This window comes from Kutzneria buriramensis, from assembly GCF_003387475.1.
Lineage (GTDB): Bacteria > Actinomycetota > Actinomycetes > Mycobacteriales > Pseudonocardiaceae > Kutzneria > Kutzneria buriramensis.
The window spans coordinates 17,839-41,136 of the sequence record NZ_QUNO01000025.1 but is presented as its reverse complement, the minus strand read 5'-3'; the positions used below and the strand labels follow the sequence as shown (position 1 = coordinate 41,136).

The following is a 23,298-nucleotide window of genomic DNA, read 5'->3' as shown; positions in this document are numbered from 1 at the left end:
GCATACCTCACTAACTACCCAGCAGGGCGGCCTCGATCGGGCCCACCGCGAAATACGCGACGAACGCCACAGCAACCGCCCACATCAGCGGGTGCACCTTGCGGGCGTTGCCGGTGGCCACCGCCAGCAGCACGTAGCTGATGAAGCCGGCGCCGATGCCGTTGGCGATGGAGTACGTGAACGGCATCACCACGATGGTGAGGAAGGCCGGCAGCGCGATCCGGAAGTCGGTGAAGTCGATGCCGCTGGCCTGCCGGATCATCAGCGCGCCGACGATCACCAGCGCCGGCGCGGCGGCCTCCACCGGCACCACCTGGTAGAGCGGCGTCAGGAACATCGCCAGCAGGAACAGCACGCCGGTGATGATGTTGGCCAATCCGGTGCGGGCCCCCTCGGCGATGCCGGACGCCGACTCGACGAAGACGGTGTTGGAGCTGGCCGAGCCGAGGCCGCCGGCCGCGCCGGCCAGGCCCTCCACGAACAGCGCCCGGCCGACCTGGGGCAGCTGGCCGTCCCCGCGCAGCAGGCCGGCCTCCTTGCCCAGACCGGTCATCGTGCCCATGGCGTCGAAGAAGTCGGCCAGCACCAGCGTGAACACCAGCAGCAGCACGGTGATCGCCGGCAGCCGGGTCCAGGCGCCGAACGAGACGTGACCGACCAGCGAGAGGTCCGGCAGGCCGAAGATCTGCTGCGGCAGCGCCGGGTAGCCGAGGTCCCAGCCCTTCGGGTTGGTGCCCATGGACGGGCCGGCGTGGAAGATCGCCTCCACCACGATGGCCAGCACCGTCGAGGCCAGCACGCCGATCAGGATCGCGCCGCGGACCTTGCGCGCGACCAGGATGCCGGTGATCACCAGGCCGATCACGAACACCAGCGTCGGCCAGGACGCGATCGAGCCGTTGATGCCCAGGCCCACCGGCACCGTGGTGTGGTCGGCGTCCGGCAGGCGGCGCACGAAACCGGCGTCGACCAGGCCGATCAGCGAAATGAACAGGCCGATGCCGACGGCGATCGCCGACTTCAGCTCGGCCGGCACCGCGTTGAACACGGCCGTGCGGAAGCCGGTGAACACGAGCAGCACGATGATCAGGCCCTCGACCAGCACCAGGCCCATCGCCTCGGGCCAGGTCACCTGCGGCGCGATGGTGACCGCGACCAGGCTGTTCAGGCCGAGGCCGGTGGCCAGCGCGAACGGGTAGTTCGCGAGCAGGCCCATCAGGATCGTCATCAGGCCGGCGACCAGCGCGGTGACCGCCGCGACCTGCGGCACGGGCAGGATGTTGCCCAGCACGTCCTTGTGCGCGCCCGGATCGGACGCGGAGAAGCTGCCGATGATCAGGGGATTGAGCACCACGATGTAGGCCATCGCGACGAAGGTGACCAAGCCGCCGCGGACCTCCCGCCCGATCGACGAGCCACGTTCGCTGATCTTGAAGAACCGGTCCAGCGCGTTCGCCCTCATGGCGCGGTAGCCTGCCTGACGTGGCCGAGATGTCCAAAGAGGAGCACGGTAACGACCTGGTTACCGCGCGCACCCCGCCGCCGCTGCCCCGGTCGCTGACCGACCCGGTGCCGGTGGTCGTCGTCGGCACCCTTGCCTTCCTGGTGGCGTTCGTGGTGCTGCTGCTGGTCGGCGCGCCGCCGATGTGGACCTGGTCCTGCCTGGCCGGCTTCGGCCTGGGCTTTTTCGGCTACGGCGTGTTCCGCTGGCAGCGCTCGGCCGCCCGCCGCGGCTCCCGCACCGCTCAGGAGGGCCTGCTCTAGGGCACCGCGATATCGACGGTTTCGAGGCACTCCGGGTCGGCGATCACCTCGTAGCCGGACACCAGCCGATTCACGATCGTGATCACCAACACCAGCCGCAGCTGACCGTTCGGCGCGACGACGGCACCCGACTTGCCGTTGACCAGCGCCGGCTCGGCGAACCTCGCCCGTTTGCCCAACACGAGCATCTCTCGCGCCACTGCATCGCGGCCGCGGACGACGGTGCTGCGTCCCTTCGGCAGAGCCGCAGCGTCCGCCCGGCGCATCACGTCCGGCGCGAGGATCGCGAGCAGCGCCTCGAGGTCCCCCTCGCGTGACGCCTGGAGGAAAGCCTCGACGACCTGAGTGTCGTTCGGCGTCGTCAGGGTCTCGGCGCCCCGCACCTTCTGCCTGGCCCGGCTCGCCAGCTTCTTCGTCGTCACGGGCGTCCGGTCCACCACCGACGCGATCTCGTCGAACGGCACCGCGAACATGTCGTGCAGCACGAACGCCACCCGCTCGGCCGGGGCCAGCCGGTCCAGCACCACCAGCATCGCCCGGCCGACCTCGTCCACCAGGACCGCCTCGCGCTCGGGACCGTCCACCTCGGCCGGCGGGTGCCAGTCGATCGGCTCCTCGCGTTTCGCCTTGCGGCTGCGCAGCATGTCCAGGCTGATCCGGGAGACGACCGTGCGCAGCCAGCTCTCCAGGTTGTCGACGCCGTCGGCCTTGCTCAGGCGCAGCCAGGTCTCCTGCACGGCGTCGTCCGCCTCGGCGGTGGAGCCCAGCATCCGGCCGGCCACCGCGCGCAGCAGCGGGCGGTGCGCCTCGAAGCGCTCGGCGAGCAGGTTGTCGTCGGGCATCGGTCACCTTTCCCCGTCGCGATCCGTCTGTGTCGTGCCACCGAACCGACCGATGCGATGAGGAGTGGGCTGATGAGCCAGGGTAGCGCGCTGCTGCGCCCTGTGACCTTGGGTGACCTGAAGTTACCCAACCGGGTGGTGATGGCACCGACCACCCGCTGCCGACCGCCGGAACTACGGGTCCTGTACTACGCGCGGCGGGCCTCCGCCGGCTTGATCGTCACCGAGGGCACGCTGGTGAGCGACCAGCCCGTCCCCTTCCCTCAGGTGCCCGGGCTGTTCACTCCTGAACAGGTCGCGGGCTGGCGTCGGGTCACCGATCTCGTGCACACCCTCGGCGGCCGGATCATGGTGCAGCTCTGGCACGCCGGCCTCACGCCGCCCGACGCGATGACGCCGTCGGAGATCGCCACCGCCGTCGCCGACTACCGCTCCGCCGCGGCGAATGCCTTGCGCGCCGGGTTCGACGGCGTCGAGATCGCCGCCAACGGGACGTACCTGATCGCGCAGTCCCTCAACCCCCGCCTCAACCACCGCACCGACGCCTATCGGGTTGGCCCGCGGCTGCTGCTCGACGTCATCGACACCGTGCTGACCACCGGCTGCCGTGTCGGCGTCCGCCTCTCGCCGTACTGGTGCGCCACCGACAGCACGCCTGCCTGCCCGGACTACATCCCCGACGGGGAAACGCTGTCCCGCTACGACGACGTGGTCCGCGAGCTGGATTCCCTGTCGTACCTGCACCTTCGCGGTCCGGCCGCGTTCGAACTGGACGCCTTCGCCCGCTACCGCAAGCTGTTCGACGGCTTTCTCGTCGCCAACAACGGCTTCGCCCTGGACTCGGCCGAGGCCGCCGTGGAGTCCGGCATCGCCGACGCCGTCTCCTTCGCCCGCCACTTCATCGCCAACCCCGACCTGGTCACCCGCTTCGCCCTCGACCAGGAACTTTCCGTGGCCGACAGGGCCTTCAACTACGTGGGAGGCCCTGTCGGCTACGTCTAGGACAGGTAGGTCGCGGCGGTGGGGTCGTCGAGGAGGGCGGCGAGCAGGTGCCGGTCGTGCCAGCGGTCGACGGCCCACGCGAGCGCCCGGGACAGCCCGGCGGGGGTGTCCTCGGCGTGCACGACACCGTCCTCGGTGACCCACCACGCCACGGGGTAACGCGTCTCGCCGCGCCGGACGGCCAGCTCCTCGTAGACGACCACGAGGCCGTCGGGCACGGCCCGGTCGAGCAGCTCGCTGGCGGCGACGACGGCGCCGAGATCGGACCAGCTGACCGGCTGGCCGTTGCCGATGAGGGCGTCGGCGTCGACCTCGTCGGCGGCGAGCGGCAGGTCGAGCAGCTCGGCCAGCGGCTCGGCGTCGTCGGGATCGGCGGCGACGACCTGGTCCGGTGCGAACGCGGCCAGCAGCCACGGCGAATCCAGCACGACCGCCTGCTCACCGGACACGGAGGCGCCGCTGAGGGCCCGGACCCGGTCGTCGAGCTCGACGTCGGAGGCGTCGACGTCGCCGGACCGCACGGCGGCGGCCAGCACGCCGTGGGCGCGCATCGCGACGCCGGACGGCACGGCCCTTTCGGGATCACCGAGGCGCTGCAACACATCGGTCACGTCGGCGGCGTCGGTGACCACCAGCGAGGCGCGAACGCCGATGGCGGCCAACAGATCCGTCCGCACGCCGACGTCCGGGATCGGGTCGTAGACGCCGACCAGGGCGTCGGCGTCGGGCAGCCGCCAGGACCGCGGCGACGCGCCGGCCAGCCGCGCGTTGCGGGCCAGCCACCACGACGTGTACCCGCCGGGCAGCAGAATCGCCTGCCACGTCTCGGGTTCCGCGGCCAGCAGCCGCAGCGCGGCCGGCCACTTGTCGTCGGCGACGAGATCGAGGTCGCGGACGCCGGCGAAGGTCGACGGCGGGTTGAGGTCGCCGTCGACGGCGGCCCACCAGGCCTCCTCGTCGGCCAGCTCGTGGTCGGGACCGCCGGGCGCGTCGTCGAAGACGACCACGAACGAGTCGATCACGCCGACCGCGGCCAGCACGTCCGGCGTCCACCGCGAGGCCAGCTCGCCGGCGAGCACGCCGAGCGGCGCGTCCTTGCCGATCACGTCGTCGGCGAACACCTCGCGCAGCGGGCTCGACGGCAGGATCAGCTCGTCGGCGTGCCGGAACTCGCCGTCGGCGTCGGGCAGCGCAAGCGTGCCCAGCCACGGCCGCTCGCCGCGCCGCGCACCGGTCGATTCCGTCAGCCACAACACGGTGTCGACGAGCGCGGTGGTGTCGACGCCGGACTCGGCGTCGTCCATGCTCCGCTCGACGGCGGTCTGCATGGCGTCCAACAGATCCGCGGGCCCGGCCGACCGTGCGCCAAGCCGCTCCAGGAGCCGATGCACGGCGTCCGGATGCGCGACCCGAAGCCCAGTTACGTCCATTGTGGACAGCTCGGCCAGCGTCTCCTGGTCGAAGTCCGGCAACAGCACGTCCCGCGGACCGGTGACGGTCCGGCCGTCGATCAGCGGCACGGGCAGGCCGCCGAGCTCCTCGCGAGCGGTGGAATCCACCTCCGCCACGGGATCCAGCGCCGCGTAGAACCGGGCCCACCAGGCCGGCTCGCGGTCCTGACCGGAGACGATCGCCACGATCTCGGACAGCCGCAGGCGCGGGACTTCCAGCGCGGCCAGCTGCCGGGCGTGCTGCATGCCGGAGAGCTCCGCCTTGGCCAGGCCGTCCACGATGTCGGCGAGCATGTCGGCCAGATCCGGCGCCAGCACGTCCAGCACGCGCGACCGGGCCGGCGTGCCGAAACCGCCCTCCTGCAAGGGAAGCCACACCGCGGTGCGCAGCTCGGACGTCACCAGCGCGCGCAGCTGTCCGTCCACTTCGGACTTTGGGAAGTCCGGCAGCGGCACCAGCAGCGTCCGATGTTCCGGCCGCACCGCCAGCACCAGGTCCGAATACGCCCTCGCCGCGGCGGCCAGCACCGCGTCCGTCGCCGGCCCGGGCATCAGCCGCCGGCGGGAGGCCTCGACGGGAATCGTCGCCAACAGCCGTGCCGGCAGGGAAAGCCGCTCGTCGGTCGGCGTCGGCGCGTGCAGCACGTCCTCGTCCAACGGACGCGGCACACCCTCGTCGTCGATCGGCACCGCCCAGCACACCGACCACTCCGGCCGCTGCCGGGCCTCGACGCCGAGACCCTCGACGACAGCGCCGTCCAGCTCGCCGGAGGCGCGCCGCAGCAGCCACCGCACGCGGCCGGTCGGGCCGTGCAGCACCACCGTGCCGTCGTCGCCGTCCTCACGCCACCACGCGCGGTCGCCGACCTCGATCCGGCTCAGCCCGGGCAGGGCGATCAGCAGATCCGGGGTCTCCGCGGCACATTCGGCGAGCAGCTCGGCGGCGTCGACCTCCGGGCGCAGCGGCAGCCGCACCTCGGTGTCGAAGCCCTCGGGCACCGGCGGCTCGTCGTCCGGCACCGGCCAGGCGAGCCGCAGCACGGGCACCGCGCCGTCGCGCTCGGCCACCTCGGGCAGGTCGCCGACCAGCTCCCGGGTACGGGCGGCGGAGAACGCCACGCCGCCGGTCGTGGACACCACTCGCGGCTCGTCGGTGACCGCCAGCACGGCCGCGAAGCCGACGCCGAACTGGCCGACCGTGGCGGCGCCGCGCTTGGCGGAGGCCCGTAACGACGCGAGCGCCGCCACCCCCGCCTCGGTCAGCGGCGCGCCGGTGTTGGCCGCACGCAGCTCACCGTCCACAACGGACAGTCGCAGCACGCCGCCGGACCCCGCCGCGTCGGCCGCGTTCTGGGCCAGCTCGACCAGCAGACGGTCGCGGTAGCCGCCGAGCCGGAGGTCCTCCTCGGCGTTCGCGTCCTCACGAAAGCGGGTCGGCGAGCCGCGCCAGGCCTGAAGGACGGAGGTGCGCAGGTCGGTGACGCCGAAATCGCTCACTGCTCGACTTCGAGTTCGGTGTCGTCGTACACCAACTCGGCCACCGGAACTGTCGAGCCTGTGTCCACCTCGGCCTCGGAGTGCGCGCCGCAGCCGTACTCCACGTGCACGACGTGGCCGTCCGCGGGCGTGATCTCGTTGGTGCAGACGCCGAACGCCGCGCCGAGGCTGCCGGCGATCTGCTGGTAGAAGCCGCAGGTGCCGCAGTAGGCGGGCGCGCTACGGGCCATGTCGCTGCGCGGGCCGAAGTCGCCGTCGGCCCAGCGGCGGGCCGAGTCCAGCCGGCCGAAGCGGGACAGCACCCGCACGCGGCCGAGGCCGACCTCGCGGGCGACCTCCTCCACCGCCGGGTCGTCGGACTCCAGGTAGCCGGGCGCCAGCCGGGCGTCGTCCTGCGCGGTCGGCATCAGGTCGCCGACGCCCAGGTCGCCGGCGCGGACGCGCTCGCCCCACGGCACCCAGTCCGGCGCGACCAGCGAGTCGGGACCGGGCAGCAGCACGACCTCGCTGATGGTCACCGGGTCGTCGTCGCCGCCGGTGGTGGCGATGGTCACCGCCCAGCGCCAGCCGTCGTAGCCGGGGTGCGCGGCCTCGAAGAGGTGGGTGACCGACGCCTCGTCCTCGGCGAGTACGCCGGCGTGCGCGCCGATCTGCTCGTCGCCGGCCTCCTGCCGGGCGGCGGCCCTGGCCAGCTCGACAACCGATGCCAGGACCGGGTTCGGGGGCTGCTCACTGGTGGTCGGTGCGGTCACCCGACGATTGTGCCGCACGCGAGGAAAGCCGCCGCACACGTGTCACGCTCTTGAGATGCGCGCAGCCATGCTGTTACTTCCCGTGGTGCTGCTGGCGGGCTGCGCTGCCCCGGACGGACCCCCGAACCTGCGGGTGGAGGTGCTCGGCACCGTCACGCACGACACGTCGGCGTTCACGGAAGGTTACGAACTGGCCGACGGTGTGCTGTACGAGGGCACCGGGCTGGCGGGGTCCTCCACGCTGCGCGCCGAGGACCCGCGCACCGGCCGTGAGCTGCGGCGCGTGGACCTGCCGGCGGACTACTTCGGCGAGGGCATCGCCGTGGTCGGCGACAAGATCTGGCAGCTGACCTGGCAGCAGGACGTCGCGATGCTCCGGGACCGGGCCACGCTCCAGCAGGTCGGCACCGCCTCGTACCAGGACGAGGGCTGGGGCCTCTGCTACGACGGCAAACGCCTGGTGATGAGCGACGGCACCTCGCTGCTGACCTTCCGCGACCCGACGACGTTCGCCGTGACCGGGCACGTGCAGGTCGACTACCAGGGCCAGCTGAACGAGCTGGAATGCGTGGACGGCTCGGTCTGGGCGAACGTGTACCCCACGAAGACGATCATTCGGGTGGATCCGGCGACCGGCTCCGTGCTGGGCGTCGCCGACCTGTCGGAGCTGGGTCCGAAGGACGACACCACCCCCGACGACGTGCTCAACGGCATCTCGGTGGCCCCGGACCCGGGTGAGTTCCTCGTCACCGGCAAGCGTTGGCCCCTTGTTTACCGGGTGAGGTTCGTACGCGCCGACCCGTAGTGCGGCAGGATTGAGGGGTGACCGCCGACCACTCCGACCCCGGCCGGGCTCGTCGCGGCTGGAGCGGGGCCAGCCGACGGCGCCAGGAATCCGCGCAGAACGATCCGGACCTGGTCGCCGAGTGGTCACGCGTGCCCAAGCCGCCGACCCGGCCGATGCCGCGGTACCCGTGGCAGGAGGAGCGCGAGGAGCCGCCGACGTATCGCACGGCCCCGCCGCGTGAGGAGCCGCCGACGTATCGCACGGCTCCTCCCCCGCCGCCGCCCACGTACCAGCAGGAACACCGGTTCGTGCCGCCCGAGCAGCCGACCAGTGGTCCCCGTACGCCCAAGAAGCTGACCGTGACCCGGGTCGCGGTGTTCCGCAGCCGGCAGCTGGGGCAGCGCGGCGTCGAGGCGTTCCGGCGGGCCCTGCACGCCGACGGGGCCGATCAGTCCGGGCTCGCGGCGCTGACCTGGGCCGTCATGCTCAACTACGCGACCGACGCCACGCTGGCGGTCGCCCTGGCCAACACCCTGTTCTTCTCGGCCGCGACCGGCGAGAGCCAGGGCAAGGTCGCGCTGTACCTGCTGATCACCGTGGCCCCGTTCGCGGTGATTGCGCCGGTGATCGGCCCGGCGCTGGACCGGATCCAGCACGGCCGCCGGCTCGCGCTGGCCGTGTCGTGCTTCGGGCAGGCGCTGCTGGCCGTGGTGATGGCCCTGCACTTCGACGACTGGGGCCTCTACCCGGCCGCGCTGGGCACCATGGTGCTGTCCAAGTCGTTCAACGTGCTCAAGGCGGCCGTCACGCCACGGGTGCTGCCGCCGGACATCACCCTGGTCAAGACCAACGCCCGGCTCACCGTGTTCGGCCTGGCCGCCGCCGGCGTGTTCGGCGCGGTCGCGGCCGGCTTCGCCAAGCTGTTCAACTCCCCCGGCGCCCTGTGGTTCACCGCCGTCCTGTGCATCGCCGCCGCCGTGCTGTGCCTGCGGATTCCGGCCTGGGTCGAGGTGACCGAGGGCGAGGTGCCGACGTCGCTGCGGGCGGAGCCGCGGCAGAAGACCCGGCAGCCGCTGGGCCGGCAGGTCGTGGTGGCGCTGTGGGGCAACGGCACGATCCGGGTGCTGACCGGCTTCCTCACGCTGTTCGCGGCATTCGTGATCAAGGCCCAGACCGAGCGCGACCACGCCCCGTTCGAGCAGATCCTGCTGCTCGGGCTGATCGGTGCCGCCGCCGGCCTCGGCAACTTCCTCGGCAACGGCATCGGCGCGCGGCTCCAGTTCGGCCGCCCGGACCAGATGATCATCGGCTGCCTGTCGGCCGTGCTGGGCATGACCGTGATCGCCGCGCTGATCCCCGGCGTGCCGACCGTGGTGGCGCTGGCCCTGGTCGGCTCGGTGTCCAGCGCCCTGGCCAAGATCAGCCTCGACGCCACCATCCAGGACGACCTGCCCGAGCAGTCGCGGGCGTCCGCGTTCGGGCGGTCGGAGACGATCCTCCAGTTCGGCTGGGTGTTCGGCGGCGCGCTGGGCGTGCTGCTGCCGGCGGAGTACTGGGTCGGCTTCGCCGTGGTCGGGCTGCTGCTGGCCGCCGGGCTCGCGCAGACCGTGATGGTCAACCGGGACCGGACGCTGCTGCCGTGGCTGGGACGGCGGCGGCCCCTGAAGTCCGATCCGGTCACCCGACCCAACCAGCACCGCCCCGCCCCCGGGGCCGCCGCGCCGGGACCGTAGGCTCGACCGATGTGAGCGCGAAACGCCTTGTCCCGCTGGTGTTGGCCGGCGCCGGTGTGCTGGCCTCGGCGTGTTCCGCGCCGCCGCTGCCCGAGGTGACGTTCTTCTCCGCCGGTACCACCGTGTCCACCGGCCCCGCCCAGTACTGCGCCTCGGACCTCAGCTCGTGCCCCGTGCAGCGGCAGGCCGGCGTGAAACTGCATGTGCCGTCGAACAAGCCGCTGCAGATCTCGGTGCCCGGCGAGGTCGCCAAGGCCGTGTGGTGCGTCGCGTTCAGCTACCGCAAGCCCGACGGGTCGACCGCCGACGCCCGCACCGAGTTCTTCCCGGCCGGCGACCAGTGGGCGTACACGCTCCAGCCGCCGGAGCCCGGCGACCAGCTGCTCGTCGCGTCGGTGGAGAAGATCGCCACCGTGATGACCCTCGGCGACGACGGCCAGGTCGGCTTCCACGCCAGCGGCGTGTGGCTGCTGGACGCCTCCAGCTAGCGGTACTTCAGCTCGCGGGAGACCTTGTCGGTCTTTCCTCGCAGTAGCGCCGGATCCACGCCGGCGCGGGCGAGCGCCCGCGATGCCGTGGACTCGGGGTCGTCCAGCAGTGCCGTGACGACGTCCCGAATGGACCGGTGCTCGGTCAGCACGCGCTTGACCCGGTCGCTGAGCCGGACGTGCGGGTCCGACGGCCCGTCCGTGAGCTTCGCGACATGCTCGCGGAGCTCGTCCAGATCGGCGTCGATCTTGATGCCACCGCCGTCCGGGTGGAGTGCGCCCAGCAGAAGGTGGCCGCTGCTCACCTGAGCGCGGGCCTCCCGCCGGGCGATCGCGAGCGCTCGGCTCGTCCGTTCCGACACGGGTTTACGGGTCGAGGTCCCGCGCGACGCCACGGACCAGCTCGGCGATCAGCTTCGCCGTCTTGCGGTCCGGGTAGCGGCCGCGGCGCAGGTCCGGCTGGATCTTGGCCTCCAGCACCTTGATCATGTCCTCGATCAGGCCGTGCAGCTCCTCGGCGGGACGGCGCTTGGCCTCCGCGACCGACGGCGGGGCGTCGACCAGCCGCACCGACAGCGCCTGCGGGCCGCGCCGGCCCTCGGCCATGCCGAACTCGATGCGCTGACCGGTCTTGAGCCCCTCGATCCCGGGCGGCAGTGCGGACGCACGAACGTAGACGTCCTCGCCACCGTCCTGGGTGACGAAGCCGAATCCCTTTTCCGTGTCGTACCACTTGACCCTGCCGGTCGGCACTGTCCTCACCTCTCCCGCCGCACACAACGAACGCGCCCGGGCAACCGTGCCCAGGGCGCGAACTTCAAGGGTAGGCCATCGGCGGCCGACCCGGGACGCTGTCGAGTTACGCTGACGGCATGACGAGGTCGGTGCCCGGCGGCAAGCTGATGCCGCTGTCCATGGTGGTCTTCGCGCTCGGCCTGGTGGCCCTGGCGGTGATCTTCGCGCTGTACGCCAGCGGCGCCCACGACCTGCCGCTGTGGCTCAACCTGTCCGGCGTCCTGCTCACCCCGATCGGCCTGGCCATGGGCCTGGTCGCGGTGTTCCTGCAAAATCGCCGCCGCGCCTAACCACAGCCCCCGCCCATCCCTGGGGGCCGGCCCCGCTGCCAGTCTACCCGCGGGAGACCCTTGTCGATCTTGTTCGGGCGTCGCCTGTGGACAACTCAGCCGGCAAGCGGTTCCACGTACTCCGCCAGCCAGGCGGGGAACTGCTCCAGGCTGGTCAGCACCACCTCGGCGCCGGCGTCCACAAGCTCCCGCTCGTCGCACGGCCCGGTCGTGACGGCCACCGCCACGGCGTCGGCCTCCCGCGCCCCGCGCACGTCGCCGACATGGTCGCCTACGTAGACCGACGCCCCCTGTTCCCGCAGCACCGCGCCCTTCGCGGCCGACCAGAGCTCGCCGCGAAGGTGGTCGACGTGCCAGCCGAGGGCTTCGACGTGCAGCCGGGCGTTGGGCTCGTACTTGCCGGTGACCACGACGATCCGCCCGCCGAGATCACGCACGGCGGCCATGGCCTCCTCGGCTCCGGGCATGGCGACGGTGGTGCCGATGACGACGGTCGGGTACAGCGCCCGGTAGCGGTCCATCAGGGCGGGAATGATCGCCTCGGCCATGCCGGCGTCGCGGAACATGTCCTGGAGCGGCGGGCCGAGGCGGGACGCGAAGTCGGAGCCGTCCAACGCCACGCCGAACTCGACGCCGACCTGGTCGATGGCCGCGGCCACGCCGGGACGGGCGTCGATGAGGGTCATGTCCAGGTCAAAACCGACAGTCAGGGCCACAGTTAGCAACCCTAACCGTTGACACGAGGCGTTTTCCTGTCCAATTACTTGACACAGGCAATCGGAGTGTCAAGCTGGACACGTGAACCAGGTCACACCCTTCACGGAGCGGGTACGCGAGTCGCTACGGATGCAGCTGCTGGACGCGGCGGCGGATCTGCTGGCCGACCGGGGTTTTCGCGGACTGAAGGTGGCGGACGTGGCGGCGGCGACCGGCGTGAGCCGCCAGACCGTGCACAACGAGTTCGGCACGAAGGAAGCGCTGGTCACCGCGGTCGCCGCGCACACGCTCGCCGACTTCCTGGAGGGGGTGGCGCAGCGCTTCGCCGAGGCGCCGGACATCTACACCGCGATCGAGGCGGCGGTCCGGCACACGCTCCTCCACGCCACCGAGAACCGGCTGGTCAACGCCGTCCTCACCGGCGCCGACGCGGAGGACCTGCTGCCGCTGCTGACCACCAAGGGCCAGCCGGTGCTGCTGCCGGCGGTCGACCTGCTCACCCAGCTCTGGCAGCCCCGCGCGCCGGAACTGCCCGAGAGCGAGATCCGGCTGCTCGCCGAGACCGGCATGCGGCTGACGGTCAGCCACCTGCTGACGCCCACCGGCGCGGTCGACGAGGCCGTCGCCACGATCACCGCCCTGATGCGTCGACTGATCCCGGAGGCCCCCGATGTCTGAGCTGCACCGGACCGGATTCCACTCCCTCAAAGGCCGCTTCGACTGGGACCACCTGCCGCTGCGCCTGTTCGCCAAGGGCAACGTCAAGTTCTGGAACCCCGCCGACATCGACTTCACCCAGGACGCCCGCGACTGGGCCGAGCTGACCGACGCCCAGCGGGAGAACGCCACCTATCTCGTGGCGATGTTCGTCGCCGGCGAGGAGGCGGTCACCGAGGACATCCAGCCGTTCATGAAGGCGATGGCGGCCGAGGGCCGCATCGGCGACGAGATGTATCTCACGCAGTTCGCGTTCGAGGAGGCCCGGCACACCGAGGTGTTCCGACGCTGGATGGACGCCGTCGGCCTGACCGAGGACCTGCACGCCTACGTCGCGGACAACCCGGGCTACCGCAAGATCTTCTACGAGGAGCTGCCGGAATCACTGCGCCGGCTCGAGGACGATCACAGCCCGCAGGCCCAGATCCGGGCCAGCGTCACGTACAACCACATCGTCGAGGGCACGCTGGCGCTGACCGGCTACTACGCGTGGAACAAGGTCTGCAAGAGCCGCGGCATCCTGCCGGGCATGCAGGAACTGGTGCGCCGCATCGGTGACGACGAGCGCCGGCACATGGCGTGGGGCACCTTCACCTGCCGCCGGCACGTCGCCGCTGACGACAGCAACTGGGACGCCGTCACGCAGCGCATGGGCGAGTTGGTGCCGCACGCGCTCGGCGCCATCCAGTGGGTGCTCGACCACGTCGACCAGACCGCCTTCGACCTCGAGGTGACGGAGTTCGTCAGCTACGCCGGCGATCGGGCGCAGCGCCGGCTGGGGGCGATCGAGTCGGCGCGCGGCGCGGACGTGGCGAAGATCGACCTGGACTACACGCCGGAGCGGCTGGAGGACCAGTTCGGCGACGAGGACGCCGAACAGCTGGCCAAGATCTAGCCGACGGCGTTCGGCCGCGCCGCTGCCGGCGATCGTCGTATCGGCCGACGGGGCCGATACGACCAAGGGATCGCCGGGCACTCCGATCGCCGGGGTCGTGATCAGCCGCGACGCCGCACTGGCCATACTTACGGTGTGACCCGGCGTATCTCGCGTCGAGCCGCGCTCGGAATCGCCGCGACAACCGCCCTGGCCGGATGTGCTGGACCGCCGACCGCCGCTCCCCCTCCCAGCTCGACGTCGCGTTCCACGACAACGCCGCCGATCACGACACCCCCGACCACAACCACCACGACCACCGCCGCCCCCGGCGGCTCGGCGGTCGAGGTGGTGCGCGCCACGAGCGGCCGGCCCGAGGTCGCGCTGACCTTCCACGGCGCCGGCCCGCTGGACATCACCCGCCAGGTTTTGGCGCTGCTGGCCAAGAACAACGCCAAGATCACGGTGTTCGCCGTCGGCACCTGGCTGCAGGCCACCCCGGACGGCGCGCGCATGGTCCGCGACGGCGGCCACGAGCTGGGCAACCACACCTGGAGCCACCCGGACCTGGAGGCCTACCAGCCCGGTCCGATGCTCACGGAGATCGAGCGCTGCCGGGACGAACTGTCCACAGTGGCTGGCACACCGGGCACCTTCTTCCGGCAGTCGCAGGGTCAGCACGCCACGGCCCGCGAGCTGGTGGCAGCCGGCCAGGCCGGCTACACCCGGACCCTGTCCTACGACGTGGACTCGCTGGACTGGACGGATCCCGGCGCGGCCGCGATCCGCCGGGCGGTCACCGCCGCCACGGCGGGCAGCGTGGTGAGCATGCACCTGGGCCATCCCGGCACCGTGCAGGCCCTGCCCGGCATCCTGACCGACCTCGCCGCCCGGGGCCTGACCCCGGTCACCGCGACCGAACTGCTGAGGTGAGAAGTTGCCCAAGTCCGGACGGGCGCTGCTCGCCCTCGCCTGCGCCGCCGCGCTGACGGCGTGTTCGTCGGCTCCCGCGGCCGAGGAACCGAAGCCGGCTCCCACCACCACGACGACCAAGCCCACGCCGGCTACGACGACCACGCCACGATCCCTTGTGGATGGTCTGACCGGCATGCCGCCGGTGTCGGATCCGCACGATGTCTACGCCGACGCCGGCGCGAACATGGTGCAGGACAACGTGAAACAGGACCGGCCGCTGGTGTACGTGCCGCACAGCGGCTCCGGCGACGTGTGGGTGATCGACCCGACCACGTTCCAGGTGATCGCGAAGTACCCGGCGGGCCGGGAACTCCAGCACGTGGTGCCGTCCTACGACATGAAGACCCTGTACGCCACCGACGACATGGGCGATCACCTGCTGCCGTTCGACCCGAGGACGGGCTTGCCGGGCAAGCAGATCCCGGTCACCGACCCGTACAACATGTACTTCACGCCCGACGGGAAGTTCGCCATCTCGGTGGCGGAACGACTGCGCAAGCTCGTCTGGTACGACCCGCAGACGTGGCAGCAGAAAGGCGAGACCGCCGTGCCGGACTGCGCCGGCATCGACCACGCCGACTTCAGCCCGGACGGCAGGATCGCGGTGTTCACCTGCGAGTTCGCCGGCCGGGTGGCCGTCATCGACATCGCGTCGCACAAGCTGCTACGCATGATCGACATGCCGCAGCGGCACACCGTGATGGGGCCGCAGGACATCAAGCTCGCACCGGACGGCTCGGTGTACTACATCGCCGACTCGGACGGCAACGGCGTGTGGGTGCTCGACGGCGCTGCGACGAAGGTGCTGCGCTTCATCCCGACCGGCGGCGGCGCGCACGGACTCTACATTTCCCGTGACGCCAAGCAGTTGTACGTCACCAACCGGCACGAGGGCTCGGTCAGTGTGCTCGACGCCTACACCGGCGCGGTGCAGGCCAAGTGGCAGATCCCCGGCGGCGGCAGCCCGGACATGGGCAACGTGACCGCGGACGGCACGCAGCTGTGGCTTTCCGGACGGTACAACGGCGTCGTCTACGTGTTGTCCACAAAGGACGGTTCACTGCTGAAGAAGATCCCGGTGGGCAACCAGCCGCACGGGCTGTGCGTCTGGCCGCAGCCGGGTCGCTACTCACTTGGGCACACCGGCATCACTCGGTGACGGTTTCGGCGCCTCGGACTTCTTCGGCGCCTTGGTGTCGCTTGCCGACTTCTTCGGCGCAGTGGTGTCACCGGTCGACGTTTTCGGCGTCGACGCAACGGTTGTCGTCGTGCTCGCGGCCGTCGGCGTTGTGGTGGTGGGCTTCGGTGACGACGTCGTGGTGGTCGGCCGCTCGGTGGTGGTCGTCGCCGACGGCTTCTCCGGCGGGGTCGTGCGTCCCGTGCACGGCGTCCGCGGCTTGGCGACCGTGGTCGACGAGGACGCCACGACCGCCGACGGAACGGTGACGGACGTGCCCCGCGGAGCGGACCTCTCGCCGGTCACGGGCTTGCGGAGCGCGAGCGGCTGCTCGGCGACGACGGTCGTCTCGGCGGTGTCGGGTGTCACCTCGGTCTCCATGGACGTGGTCTCACTGACCCTCGTCACGTGCGGCAGCTCGGGCGACGGGGCGGCGGCCTGGTCGTCGTGGCCGCTGAGCAGCGTGGTGAGCCCGACCAGGCCGGCGAACGCGGCGATGGGCGCGATCATCACCGCGGCGAAGCATCCTCGACCGCTGGCGGGCAGTTCACGATGAGTCACACTGCGATCATGGTGTACTCCGCCCGATAAGGCAGCTGTGTCTGTATCGCTCGATCGGGTGGTCATTCCACTTCGGACAGTGACGCCGTCTCCGGTTGACAGGGCGCAGGACGCGGCTCACCATCGGCGACCGTGGACGAGTACGTGCTGCACGCGTCGGCCGCGCCGGACGACGAGGCGGCCCGGCTGGCGCTGATCCAGGGCTACCAGGATCCGCTCACCGTCGAGGCGCTGCGGTCGCTGCCGGTGGCCGTCGGCTGGCGCTGCCTGGACGTCGGCGCGGGCGCCGGCTCGATCGCCCGCTGGCTCGCCGCCGAGGTCGGGTCGACCGGTTCGGTGCTGGCCACCGACCTCGACGTCTCCGCGTTGCAAACCGGTCCGAACCTCACCGTACGCCGCCACGACGTGCGCACGGATCCGTTGCCACCGGCCGAATTCGACCTCGTGCACACCCGACTGGTGTTGCAGCACCTGCCCGATCGGGCGGAGGTGCTGGACCGGCTCGTGACGAGCGTGCGCCCGAACGGGCACATCGTGCTCGGCGACATCGACTTCACGGTGGTGCGCCCGGCCGAACCGGATCCGGCGTTCGACAAGGTCCATACGGCTTTCGACGCGGCGGTGCGGGATGCCGGGTGGCAGCCCGATCTCGGCGCCCGGCTGCTGGCGATGGTCGACGCCGCCGGGCTCGCCGACGCGCGCGCGACCTGTCACCAGCACGTGCAACACGGCGGCGAGGCCGCGCCGACCATTCTTGCCATGACCTACCAACGACTTCGGCCGCGCCTACTGGCTTTCGGCGCGGCCGAGGCCGATGTCGACCACGTGCTGACGCGGTTGGCGGATCCGGCTTTTCGCCTGCACGGCCCGGCGCTGTGGACCGTGACCGCCCGCCGGTCCTGAGCTACTGCTTGTACGGGGCCGCGGCCGCCTGCGCCGCGACGGTGAAGGCGCCCTTCATGTCCGGCCAGAACGTGCTGTCCACGCACGAGTACTTCGGGAAGAAGCCGCCGCAGGCGCCGCTGTCCGAGCCGACCTCGATGGTGAAGCTGGCGACGCCGAGCACGCCGTAGGTGAAGTCGTCGGTGGTGCCGGACGTCTCGTAGCCGACGGTGCCGCCGTTGGTGTCGACGGTGTATCCGTTGGAGGCGGCCATCTTCTTGCCCAGCGCCCGCAGCTGCGGGTCGTTCGGCGAGGTCTTCTCGGTGTAGCCCCAGGGAATGATGATGTCGTTGCCGTAGCTGTGCATCGTGATCATCGTGCCGCGGGCGGTCACCGGGGCCGGGTCGTCGTCGCCGGTGCCGCGCTGCACCGGGTAGATCGACCGGAAGAACTTCTCCAGCCCCGTCACCTCGGGCTCGCTGCCCTTGGACGGCCCCTGGTAGGTCTCGTCGCAGGGCGCGTTGGAGTCGCCGCCCCACTTGTACGTGGAGTTGCGGTTGAGGTCGACGCCCACGTTGGTGCCGGTGCACGAGCCGCGGCTGTTGTCCTCGTTCTTGCGCTGCATCTTCGGCGAGTTGCCGCCGGAGGCCACCGCGTCCACGCCGTCCGGGTTGGCGATCGGGATCACCCACACCTCGGTGGTGTCCAGAATGGACGTAGCCGTCGCATCGGAGCCGTACCCGTTGACCAGGTAGTCGATCCAGCGCCAGGCCAGCTCGCCGGTGGAGATCTCGCGGGCGTGGATCTGCGCCATCAGCGTGAACTTGGGCTTGGGCGAGGTGGTGCTGAGCGTGCAGTCGCCCGACTTCTTCTTGGTCAGGCAGACGGCCTCGATGTCGTGGCCGCCCTTGCCCTTGGTCTTCAGCCACGAGTCACCGATGTCGTACACCGTGGCCAGGTCCGGGTGGGCGCCCGCGACCTGGCTCAGGTGCTGCTCCTGGGCGGCCACGGTCCGGTAGCCGCCGTAGAACGTGCCGGCGGCGGCCGCGAGGCTGCGCTGCTCCGGCAGATCCTTGTAGATCGTGTCGAACTTCGTCGGCCGGTACCCGAGTTCACGCAGCGACTGCGCGGTCGTGTTGGTGCCGGTGACGTAGGCGACGCCGTCGCTGCCGGTCTCGGCCACGTCGAAGCCGGCGGCGACCAGCTGGGCGGCCTGGTTCCCGGTGATGGGCACCCGCCACATCACGGGTGTGTCGTCGCCGGCGGCCGCGGAGGCGGTCCCGACGAGCAGCAGTGCGGCGACTCCGGCGGCAATGCGGATCAGGGCGCGAGACCTCATGGCGGCTCCTCACATCGGATGGCGCCGCGTAACCATACCGACACGGTGTGTGCGCCTGACTACCCGCCGTTCGTCTGGTTCGCCCGAAGGTGATCACACTGTGCCGGTTCAGTCCCCGCGCAGGATTTCCGCCGCGCGCTCCCGCATCTCGACCTTGCGGATCTTTCCGGTGACCGTCATCGGGAACTCGTCGACCACGTGCACGTAGCGCGGGATCTTGTAGTGCGCCAGCTTTCCCGCGCAGTACTCGCGGACCGCCGCCGCGGTGATCGGCTCAGCGCCCGGGCGCATCCGGATCCACGCCATGAGCTCCTCGCCGTAGCGCTCGTCCGGCACGCCGATCACCTGCGCGTCCAGCACGTCCGGGTGGGTGTAGAGGAATTCCTCCACCTCGCGCGGGTAGATGTTCTCGCCGCCGCGGATCACCATGTCCTTGATCCGGCCGGTGATCGCCACGTAGCCGTCGTCGTCCATCACGGCCAGGTCGCCCGTGTGCATCCAGCGGGCCGCGTCGATCACCTCGGCCGTCTTGTCGGGCTGGGCCCAGTAGCCGAGCATCACCGAGTAGCCGCGGGTGCACAGCTCGCCCTGCTCGCCCCGGCCGGCGGTCAGGCCGGTCACCGGGTCGACGATCTTGACCTCCAGGTGCGGGTGCACGCGGCCGACCGTCGCCACCCGCCGGTCCAGCGAGTCGTCGGCGCGGGTCTGCGTCGACACCGGCGAGGTCTCCGTCATGCCGTAGCAGATCGTCACCTCGGTCATGCCCATGCGGTCGATGACCTGCTTCATCACCTCGACCGGGCACGGCGAGCCGGCCATGATCCCCGTGCGCAGGCTGGACAGGTCGTAGTCCTCGAAGTCCGGCAGCGACAGCTCCGCGATGAACATCGTCGGAACGCCGTACAGGGAGGTGCACCGCTCCGCCTGCACCGCGTCCAATGTGGACTTCGGGTCGAACGCCGGCGCCGGCACCACCATGCACGCGCCGTGCGTGGTCGCGCCGAGGTTGCCCATCACCATGCCGAAGCAGTGGTAGAAGGGCACCGGGATGCAGACCCGGTCCCGCTCGGTGTACCCGCAGAGCTCGCCGACGAAGTAGCCGTTGTTGAGGATGTTGTGGTGCGACAGCGTCGCACCCTTGGGGAAACCGGTGGTGCCCGAGGTGTACTGGATGTTGATCGGGTCGTCCGGCGACAGCCGGATCTCCTTGAGCGCCTTGGCATCCTTTGTCCGACCGGCTGCCACCACGTCCGTCCACTCCGGACGCCCGATCAGCAGCACCGTGGCCAGCCGCGGACAGTTCGGCCGGACCTCGTTGATCATCGCCTCGTAGTCCGAGGTCTTGAACGTCGGCGCCGCCACCAGCGTGCCGATCTCCGCCTGGTTCAGCACGAACTCCAGCTCGTGCACGCGGTAGGCCGGGTTGATGTTGACCAGGATCGCGCCCAGCTTCGCCGTCGCGTACTGGACCAGCACCCACTCCGCGCAGTTCGGCGCCCAGATGCCGACCCGGTCGCCCTTGCCCACGCCCAGTTCCCGCAGCCCCAGCGCCACCGCGTCCACGTCCCCGGCCAGCTCAGCGTACGTCCAGCGGCGGCCCGAGGCGCAGTCCACGAGGGCGTCGCGGTCGCCGAAGCGGGCGACCGTGCGGTCCAGGTTGTCGCCGATGGTGTCGCCGAGCAGCGGCACGTCCGAGGTTCCAGAGGCGTAAGCGGGCAGCGCGACCATGAGGCCATCCTCGCCTGTGACGCGCACCACTGCCACCCCCGAGCGGGGGTGGGCGGTCAGAGCTCGACGACCAGGCAGGGACCGCCGTCGAACAGGCCGCCGTCCACCGCCAGCACCTTGTCGTCCGCGTACGACAGGGGCCCGTCCACCTGGTCCGGCTCGATGCCGAGCTGGTCGGCGATGATGCTGTGGCCGTGCACGATCCGCTTGCCGCCGAACTTGCCCATCAGCTCGTCGGCGGTCTGCGCGCCGGTGGCGCCGCGGAAGGCGAAGCGGGTGGTCATCTTGTGCCAGCAGTCCCACCAGTCGGCCAGCTCCCGGCCGTGCAGGATCGCCTTGACGGAGGCGTTGACCTCGTCGACGGTGTCGCCCCACGACAGGTACGCGGTGGTGTCGGAGTGCAGCAGCAGGTGGTCGTCGACGACGGTGGCGACGGGACGGTCGCTGAGCCACCGCACGTGCCGGTCGGTGAGCCGGGTCTGGTCGCTGAGCTGCCCGCCGTTGAGGTGCCAGCTGCGGGCGAAGCTGCGGAAGCCGTAGTCGGACGGCACCGGGGTGTCGCCGAACAGGTGCATGCCCAGCAGCAGCACCTCGTGGTTGCCCAGCAGCGATCCGACGAAACCGCCGGCGCGGTCGGCCTGGTCGGACAGGCGCATCACGAGCTCGATGACGCCGATGCCGTCGGGGCCGCGGTCGACGAAGTCGCCGAGGAACCACAGCCGGTGCCGCCCCCCGGACCACTGCCCCTCGGGGGTGGTCAGGCCGGCGGAGTGCAGTGCGGTGATCAGTTCGGAGAGGTGGCCATGGACGTCGCCGACCACGAACACCGACTCGTCTCGTTCGTCATCGCCCACGATGAGAGACGATAGGTGGTCCGGACCGGCCGCCGCCGGGCAGGCCGGTCACCGGACCGTATCGAAATGATCTCCGTGAGCTGCGGATTCACCCTCGTGAACCGACCGCAGGCGGGCGGTCACGGTGTGTGGCTAGTCGCGCTTGAACGGGTCGCCGGAGCGCCCGACGAGGTCGGCGATGGAGTCGATCACCATGGTCGGCCGGTACGGGAAGCGTTCGGCCGTCTCGGCGCCGGAAATGCCGGAAAGGACCAGAATGGTCTGCAAGCCGGCCTCCAGCCCGGAGCGGACGTCGGTGTCCATCCGGTCGCCGATCATCAGCGTGCTCTCGGAGTGCGCGCCGATGGCCCGCAGCGCCGACCGCATCATCAACGGGTTGGGCTTGCCCACGTAGTACGGCTCGCGCCCGGTGGCGCGGGCGATCAGCGCGGCGACGGAGCCGGTCGCGGGCAGCAGGCCCTCGCGGCTGGGGCCGGTCTCGTCGGGGTTGGTGGCGATGAACCGCGCACCGCCGTCGACCAGGCGAATGGCCTTGGTGATGGCCTCGAAGCTGTACGTCCGGGTCTCGCCCAGCACCACGTAGTCCGGGTCGCTGTCGGTGAGCACGTACCCGATCGAGTGCAGCGCGGTGGTCAGGCCGGCCTCGCCGATGACGTACGCGGAGCCGCCGGGCCGCTGGGTGTCCAGGAACTTGGCGGTGGCCAGCGCGGAGGTCCAGATCGACGACTCGGGCACGTCCAGGCCGGTCCGCAGCAGCCGGGCCCGCAGGTCGCGCGCGGTGTAGATGGAGTTGTTGGTCAGCAGCATGAACGGAATGCCCTGGTCGCGCAGCTCGGCGAGGAACTCGTCGGCGCCGGCGATGATGTGCTCCTCGTGCACGAGCACGCCGTCCATGTCCATCAGGTAGTTCCAGACCATGACCTCATGATCCCCCGGCGACGGGGTGCAGGGCCACCTCTGCCGCCTTGACGGCAAGCCAAACCCTGGTGCCGGGCTCCAGCCGCAGGTCGGCGACGGCGGCGGCGGTGAGGTCGGCGGCCAGGCCGTCCACCCAGGACGGACCGTCCACGCTGCGACCGGCCCGCAGCCGGATCATGTCGCCGTGCGGCTCCAGCCCGCCGACGACGGCGCCGAACACGTTGCGCGGGCTGCCGCCGGGCGGCTCGGTGTGCACGGCGACGGCGGCCGGCGCGAACACGGCGACCGCCGCCTCGCCGTCGGCGATGGGTTCCGGGGCGTGGCCGCTGATCACGACGTCGTCGACGACCAGCCCGGACGGTCCGAAGACGCCGCCGACGAGGTCGAGGCCGGCGATGCGGGCGGTGAAGGCGGTGCGGGGCCGGCTCAGCACGGACCGTGTCTCGCCCTGTTCGACGATCTCACCGTCGGCGAGCACGACAACACGGTCGGCGAGGACCAGGGCGTCCAACGGATCATGGGTGACGAGCAGGGCCGTGCGGGACGCGTCGCGCAGCACCCGTCGGAGCATGGTGCGCAACGCCGGCGCGGCGTCGACGTCAAGGGCGGCAAAGGGTTCGTCGAGCAGCAACAACTCCGGCTCGGACGCCAGTGCCCGCGCGACGGCGACCCGCTGCGCCTGGCCGCCGGAAAGTTGGCCCGGCCGTCGGGAAGCGAACTCCGCGGCGTCCACATCGGACAGCCACTGCGCCACCAGGGCGTTGGCCTCTCGGCGGGACACACCACGGGAGCGCGGCCCGAAGGCGACGTTCGCGGCGACGGTCATGTGCGGGAACAGCAGCGGATCCTGAGCCAGCAGACCGACCCCACGCAGATGGGACGGCACGTGCACGCCGCGGGCGGCGTCGGTCAGCACACGGCCGCCGAGCTCGATCCGCCCCTCGTCCGGACGCAGCAGCCCGGCCAGCGCCGACAGCAAGGTGGACTTCCCCGCGCCGTTACGGCCAAGGACCGCGACGACTTCCCCCTGCGCAAGGGAAAGCTGCAACGACAGGGCGAAGGCGTCGCGACGAACGGCGATGTCCACGGTCAGGGTCACAGTCCCACCTCGCTCGCGCTCGGCGGGTCTGCGACCCGGGTCTCGGTGTTCATTGG

The 23,298-nt window shown here is 71.1% G+C and carries 24 protein-coding genes; 12 read left to right on the top strand and 12 right to left on the bottom strand.

What is annotated here, in order from left to right; genetic code table 11:
* Nucleotides 1-10: 10 nt before the first annotated feature.
* Nucleotides 11-1,462 (bottom strand): NCS2 family permease, encoded by a 1,452-nt coding sequence (locus BCF44_RS48005; protein WP_116181262.1) that lies wholly within the window; start codon nt 1,460-1,462, stop codon nt 11-13.
* 29 nt (nt 1,463-1,491) lie between these two features.
* Here BCF44_RS48005 and BCF44_RS48000 point away from each other — a divergent pair, with 29 nt between their 5' ends.
* Nucleotides 1,492-1,764 (top strand): DUF2530 domain-containing protein, encoded by a 273-nt coding sequence (locus BCF44_RS48000; protein WP_116181340.1) that lies wholly within the window; start codon nt 1,492-1,494, stop codon nt 1,762-1,764.
* Here BCF44_RS48000 and BCF44_RS47995 read toward each other — a convergent pair.
* A complete protein-coding gene (locus tag BCF44_RS47995; RefSeq protein ID WP_116181261.1) occupies nt 1,761-2,606 on the bottom strand; it encodes a sigma-70 family RNA polymerase sigma factor in 846 nt (281 codons plus the stop codon). The genes BCF44_RS48000 and BCF44_RS47995 overlap by 4 nt on opposite strands.
* A 72-nt stretch (nt 2,607-2,678) precedes the next feature.
* On the opposite strand from BCF44_RS47995, the gene BCF44_RS47990 reads away from it, so the two are divergent.
* The gene (locus BCF44_RS47990) at nt 2,679-3,608 is read left to right on the top strand and encodes an oxidoreductase (RefSeq protein ID WP_116181260.1); all 930 of its coding nucleotides are present in this window, start codon (nt 2,679-2,681) and stop codon (nt 3,606-3,608) included.
* Here the strand turns inward: BCF44_RS47990 and BCF44_RS47985 are convergent.
* Entirely contained in the window at nt 3,605-6,556 is a 2,952-nt protein-coding gene (locus BCF44_RS47985; RefSeq protein WP_116181259.1) for a sacsin N-terminal ATP-binding-like domain-containing protein, read from the bottom strand. The genes BCF44_RS47990 and BCF44_RS47985 overlap by 4 nt on opposite strands.
* The gene (locus tag BCF44_RS47980) at nt 6,553-7,308 is read right to left on the bottom strand and encodes a DUF3027 domain-containing protein (RefSeq protein WP_246016243.1); all 756 of its coding nucleotides are present in this window, start codon (nt 7,306-7,308) and stop codon (nt 6,553-6,555) included. The genes BCF44_RS47985 and BCF44_RS47980 overlap by 4 nt, the downstream gene beginning before the upstream one ends.
* 55 nt (nt 7,309-7,363) lie before the next feature.
* Here BCF44_RS47980 and BCF44_RS47975 point away from each other — a divergent pair, with 55 nt between their 5' ends.
* The 3 genes from BCF44_RS47975 (at nt 7,364) to BCF44_RS47965 (ending at nt 10,316) form a co-directional block, all read left to right on the top strand.
* Complete coding sequence (locus tag BCF44_RS47975; RefSeq protein WP_211353583.1) at nt 7,364-8,113, top strand: glutaminyl-peptide cyclotransferase; 750 nt, start codon at nt 7,364-7,366, stop codon at nt 8,111-8,113.
* Between the two features lie 155 nt (nt 8,114-8,268).
* Entirely contained in the window at nt 8,269-9,828 is a 1,560-nt protein-coding gene (locus tag BCF44_RS47970; RefSeq protein WP_116181338.1) for an MFS transporter, read from the top strand.
* A gap of 11 nt (nt 9,829-9,839) precedes the next feature.
* A complete protein-coding gene (locus BCF44_RS47965) occupies nt 9,840-10,316 on the top strand; it encodes a DUF2771 family protein (protein WP_170218148.1) in 477 nt (158 codons plus the stop codon).
* Here BCF44_RS47965 and BCF44_RS47960 read toward each other — a convergent pair.
* A complete protein-coding gene (locus BCF44_RS47960) occupies nt 10,313-10,678 on the bottom strand; it encodes a Clp protease N-terminal domain-containing protein (RefSeq protein WP_170218147.1) in 366 nt (121 codons plus the stop codon). The genes BCF44_RS47965 and BCF44_RS47960 overlap by 4 nt on opposite strands.
* Nucleotides 10,679-10,682: 4 nt before the next feature.
* Nucleotides 10,683-11,069 carry a cold-shock protein gene (locus BCF44_RS47955; RefSeq protein WP_116181255.1) on the bottom strand — a complete coding sequence of 129 codons (387 nt, stop codon included), beginning with the start codon at nt 11,067-11,069 and terminating at the stop codon, nt 10,683-10,685.
* Between the two features lie 119 nt (nt 11,070-11,188).
* Here BCF44_RS47955 and BCF44_RS47950 point away from each other — a divergent pair, with 119 nt between their 5' ends.
* Nucleotides 11,189-11,401, top strand: coding sequence for a hypothetical protein (locus BCF44_RS47950; RefSeq protein ID WP_116181254.1), 213 nt, complete (start codon nt 11,189-11,191; stop codon nt 11,399-11,401).
* A gap of 95 nt (nt 11,402-11,496) precedes the next feature.
* On the opposite strand, the gene BCF44_RS47945 is transcribed toward BCF44_RS47950, so the two are convergent.
* The gene (locus BCF44_RS47945) at nt 11,497-12,117 is read right to left on the bottom strand and encodes an HAD family hydrolase (RefSeq protein ID WP_116181253.1); all 621 of its coding nucleotides are present in this window, start codon (nt 12,115-12,117) and stop codon (nt 11,497-11,499) included.
* Between the two features lie 82 nt (nt 12,118-12,199).
* Between BCF44_RS47945 and BCF44_RS47940 the strand changes: the two genes are divergently transcribed.
* The 6 genes from BCF44_RS47940 (at nt 12,200) to BCF44_RS47915 (ending at nt 17,325) form a co-directional block, all read left to right on the top strand.
* Entirely contained in the window at nt 12,200-12,796 is a 597-nt protein-coding gene (locus BCF44_RS47940; protein ID WP_246016242.1) for a TetR/AcrR family transcriptional regulator, read from the top strand.
* Nucleotides 12,789-13,730: a R2-like ligand-binding oxidase gene (locus BCF44_RS47935; RefSeq protein WP_116181252.1), complete on the top strand. Its 942-nt coding sequence runs from the start codon at nt 12,789-12,791 to the stop codon at nt 13,728-13,730. The genes BCF44_RS47940 and BCF44_RS47935 overlap by 8 nt, the downstream gene beginning before the upstream one ends.
* Before the next feature lie 135 nt (nt 13,731-13,865).
* The gene (locus BCF44_RS47930) at nt 13,866-14,642 is read left to right on the top strand and encodes a polysaccharide deacetylase family protein (RefSeq protein WP_116181251.1); all 777 of its coding nucleotides are present in this window, start codon (nt 13,866-13,868) and stop codon (nt 14,640-14,642) included.
* A 4-nt stretch (nt 14,643-14,646) separates the two neighbouring features.
* Nucleotides 14,647-15,843, top strand: coding sequence for a YncE family protein (locus BCF44_RS47925; RefSeq protein WP_246016241.1), 1,197 nt, complete (start codon nt 14,647-14,649; stop codon nt 15,841-15,843).
* Complete coding sequence (locus BCF44_RS56185; protein ID WP_170218146.1) at nt 15,818-16,417, top strand: hypothetical protein; 600 nt, start codon at nt 15,818-15,820, stop codon at nt 16,415-16,417. Before BCF44_RS47925 ends, BCF44_RS56185 begins: the two co-directional genes overlap by 26 nt.
* Nucleotides 16,418-16,554: 137 nt before the next feature.
* The gene (locus tag BCF44_RS47915) at nt 16,555-17,325 is read left to right on the top strand and encodes a methyltransferase domain-containing protein (protein ID WP_116181249.1); all 771 of its coding nucleotides are present in this window, start codon (nt 16,555-16,557) and stop codon (nt 17,323-17,325) included.
* Nucleotide 17,326: 1 nt separating this feature from the next.
* Here BCF44_RS47915 and BCF44_RS47910 read toward each other — a convergent pair whose 3' ends face one another.
* The 5 genes from BCF44_RS47910 to BCF44_RS47890 all read right to left on the bottom strand — a co-directional run bounded on the left by BCF44_RS47910 (nt 17,327) and on the right by BCF44_RS47890 (nt 23,242).
* The gene (locus BCF44_RS47910) at nt 17,327-18,643 is read right to left on the bottom strand and encodes a M14 family zinc carboxypeptidase (RefSeq protein ID WP_116181248.1); all 1,317 of its coding nucleotides are present in this window, start codon (nt 18,641-18,643) and stop codon (nt 17,327-17,329) included.
* A gap of 108 nt (nt 18,644-18,751) precedes the next feature.
* A complete protein-coding gene (locus BCF44_RS47905) occupies nt 18,752-20,371 on the bottom strand; it encodes an AMP-binding protein (protein ID WP_116181247.1) in 1,620 nt (539 codons plus the stop codon).
* Between the two features lie 56 nt (nt 20,372-20,427).
* Nucleotides 20,428-21,225 (bottom strand): metallophosphoesterase, encoded by a 798-nt coding sequence (locus tag BCF44_RS47900; protein WP_116181246.1) that lies wholly within the window; start codon nt 21,223-21,225, stop codon nt 20,428-20,430.
* A 132-nt stretch (nt 21,226-21,357) separates the two neighbouring features.
* On the bottom strand, nt 21,358-22,143 hold the full coding sequence (locus tag BCF44_RS47895) for an HAD-IIA family hydrolase (RefSeq protein WP_116181245.1): 786 nt from the start codon (nt 22,141-22,143) through the stop codon (nt 21,358-21,360).
* A 4-nt stretch (nt 22,144-22,147) separates the two neighbouring features.
* A complete protein-coding gene (locus BCF44_RS47890) occupies nt 22,148-23,242 on the bottom strand; it encodes a sulfate/molybdate ABC transporter ATP-binding protein (protein ID WP_116181244.1) in 1,095 nt (364 codons plus the stop codon).
* Between the last annotated feature and the right edge of the window lie 56 nt (nt 23,243-23,298).

Coding starts and splice junctions, on each gene's coding strand:
- BCF44_RS48000 (WP_116181340.1), top strand. CDS start 1,492: ATGTCCAAAGAGGAGCACGGTAACGACCTGGTTACCGCGCGCACCCCG.
- BCF44_RS47910 (WP_116181248.1), bottom strand. CDS start 18,643: ATGAGGTCTCGCGCCCTGATCCGCATTGCCGCCGGAGTCGCCGCACTG.
- BCF44_RS47990 (WP_116181260.1), top strand. CDS start 2,679: ATGAGCCAGGGTAGCGCGCTGCTGCGCCCTGTGACCTTGGGTGACCTG.
- BCF44_RS47970 (WP_116181338.1), top strand. CDS start 8,269: ATGCCGCGGTACCCGTGGCAGGAGGAGCGCGAGGAGCCGCCGACGTAT.
- BCF44_RS47935 (WP_116181252.1), top strand. CDS start 12,789: ATGTCTGAGCTGCACCGGACCGGATTCCACTCCCTCAAAGGCCGCTTC.
- BCF44_RS47895 (WP_116181245.1), bottom strand. CDS start 22,143: ATGGTCTGGAACTACCTGATGGACATGGACGGCGTGCTCGTGCACGAG.
- BCF44_RS47975 (WP_211353583.1), top strand. CDS start 7,364: ATGCGCGCAGCCATGCTGTTACTTCCCGTGGTGCTGCTGGCGGGCTGC.
- BCF44_RS47950 (WP_116181254.1), top strand. CDS start 11,189: ATGACGAGGTCGGTGCCCGGCGGCAAGCTGATGCCGCTGTCCATGGTG.
- BCF44_RS48005 (WP_116181262.1), bottom strand. CDS start 1,462: ATGAGGGCGAACGCGCTGGACCGGTTCTTCAAGATCAGCGAACGTGGC.
- BCF44_RS47995 (WP_116181261.1), bottom strand. CDS start 2,606: ATGCCCGACGACAACCTGCTCGCCGAGCGCTTCGAGGCGCACCGCCCG.
- BCF44_RS47905 (WP_116181247.1), bottom strand. CDS start 20,371: ATGGTCGCGCTGCCCGCTTACGCCTCTGGAACCTCGGACGTGCCGCTG.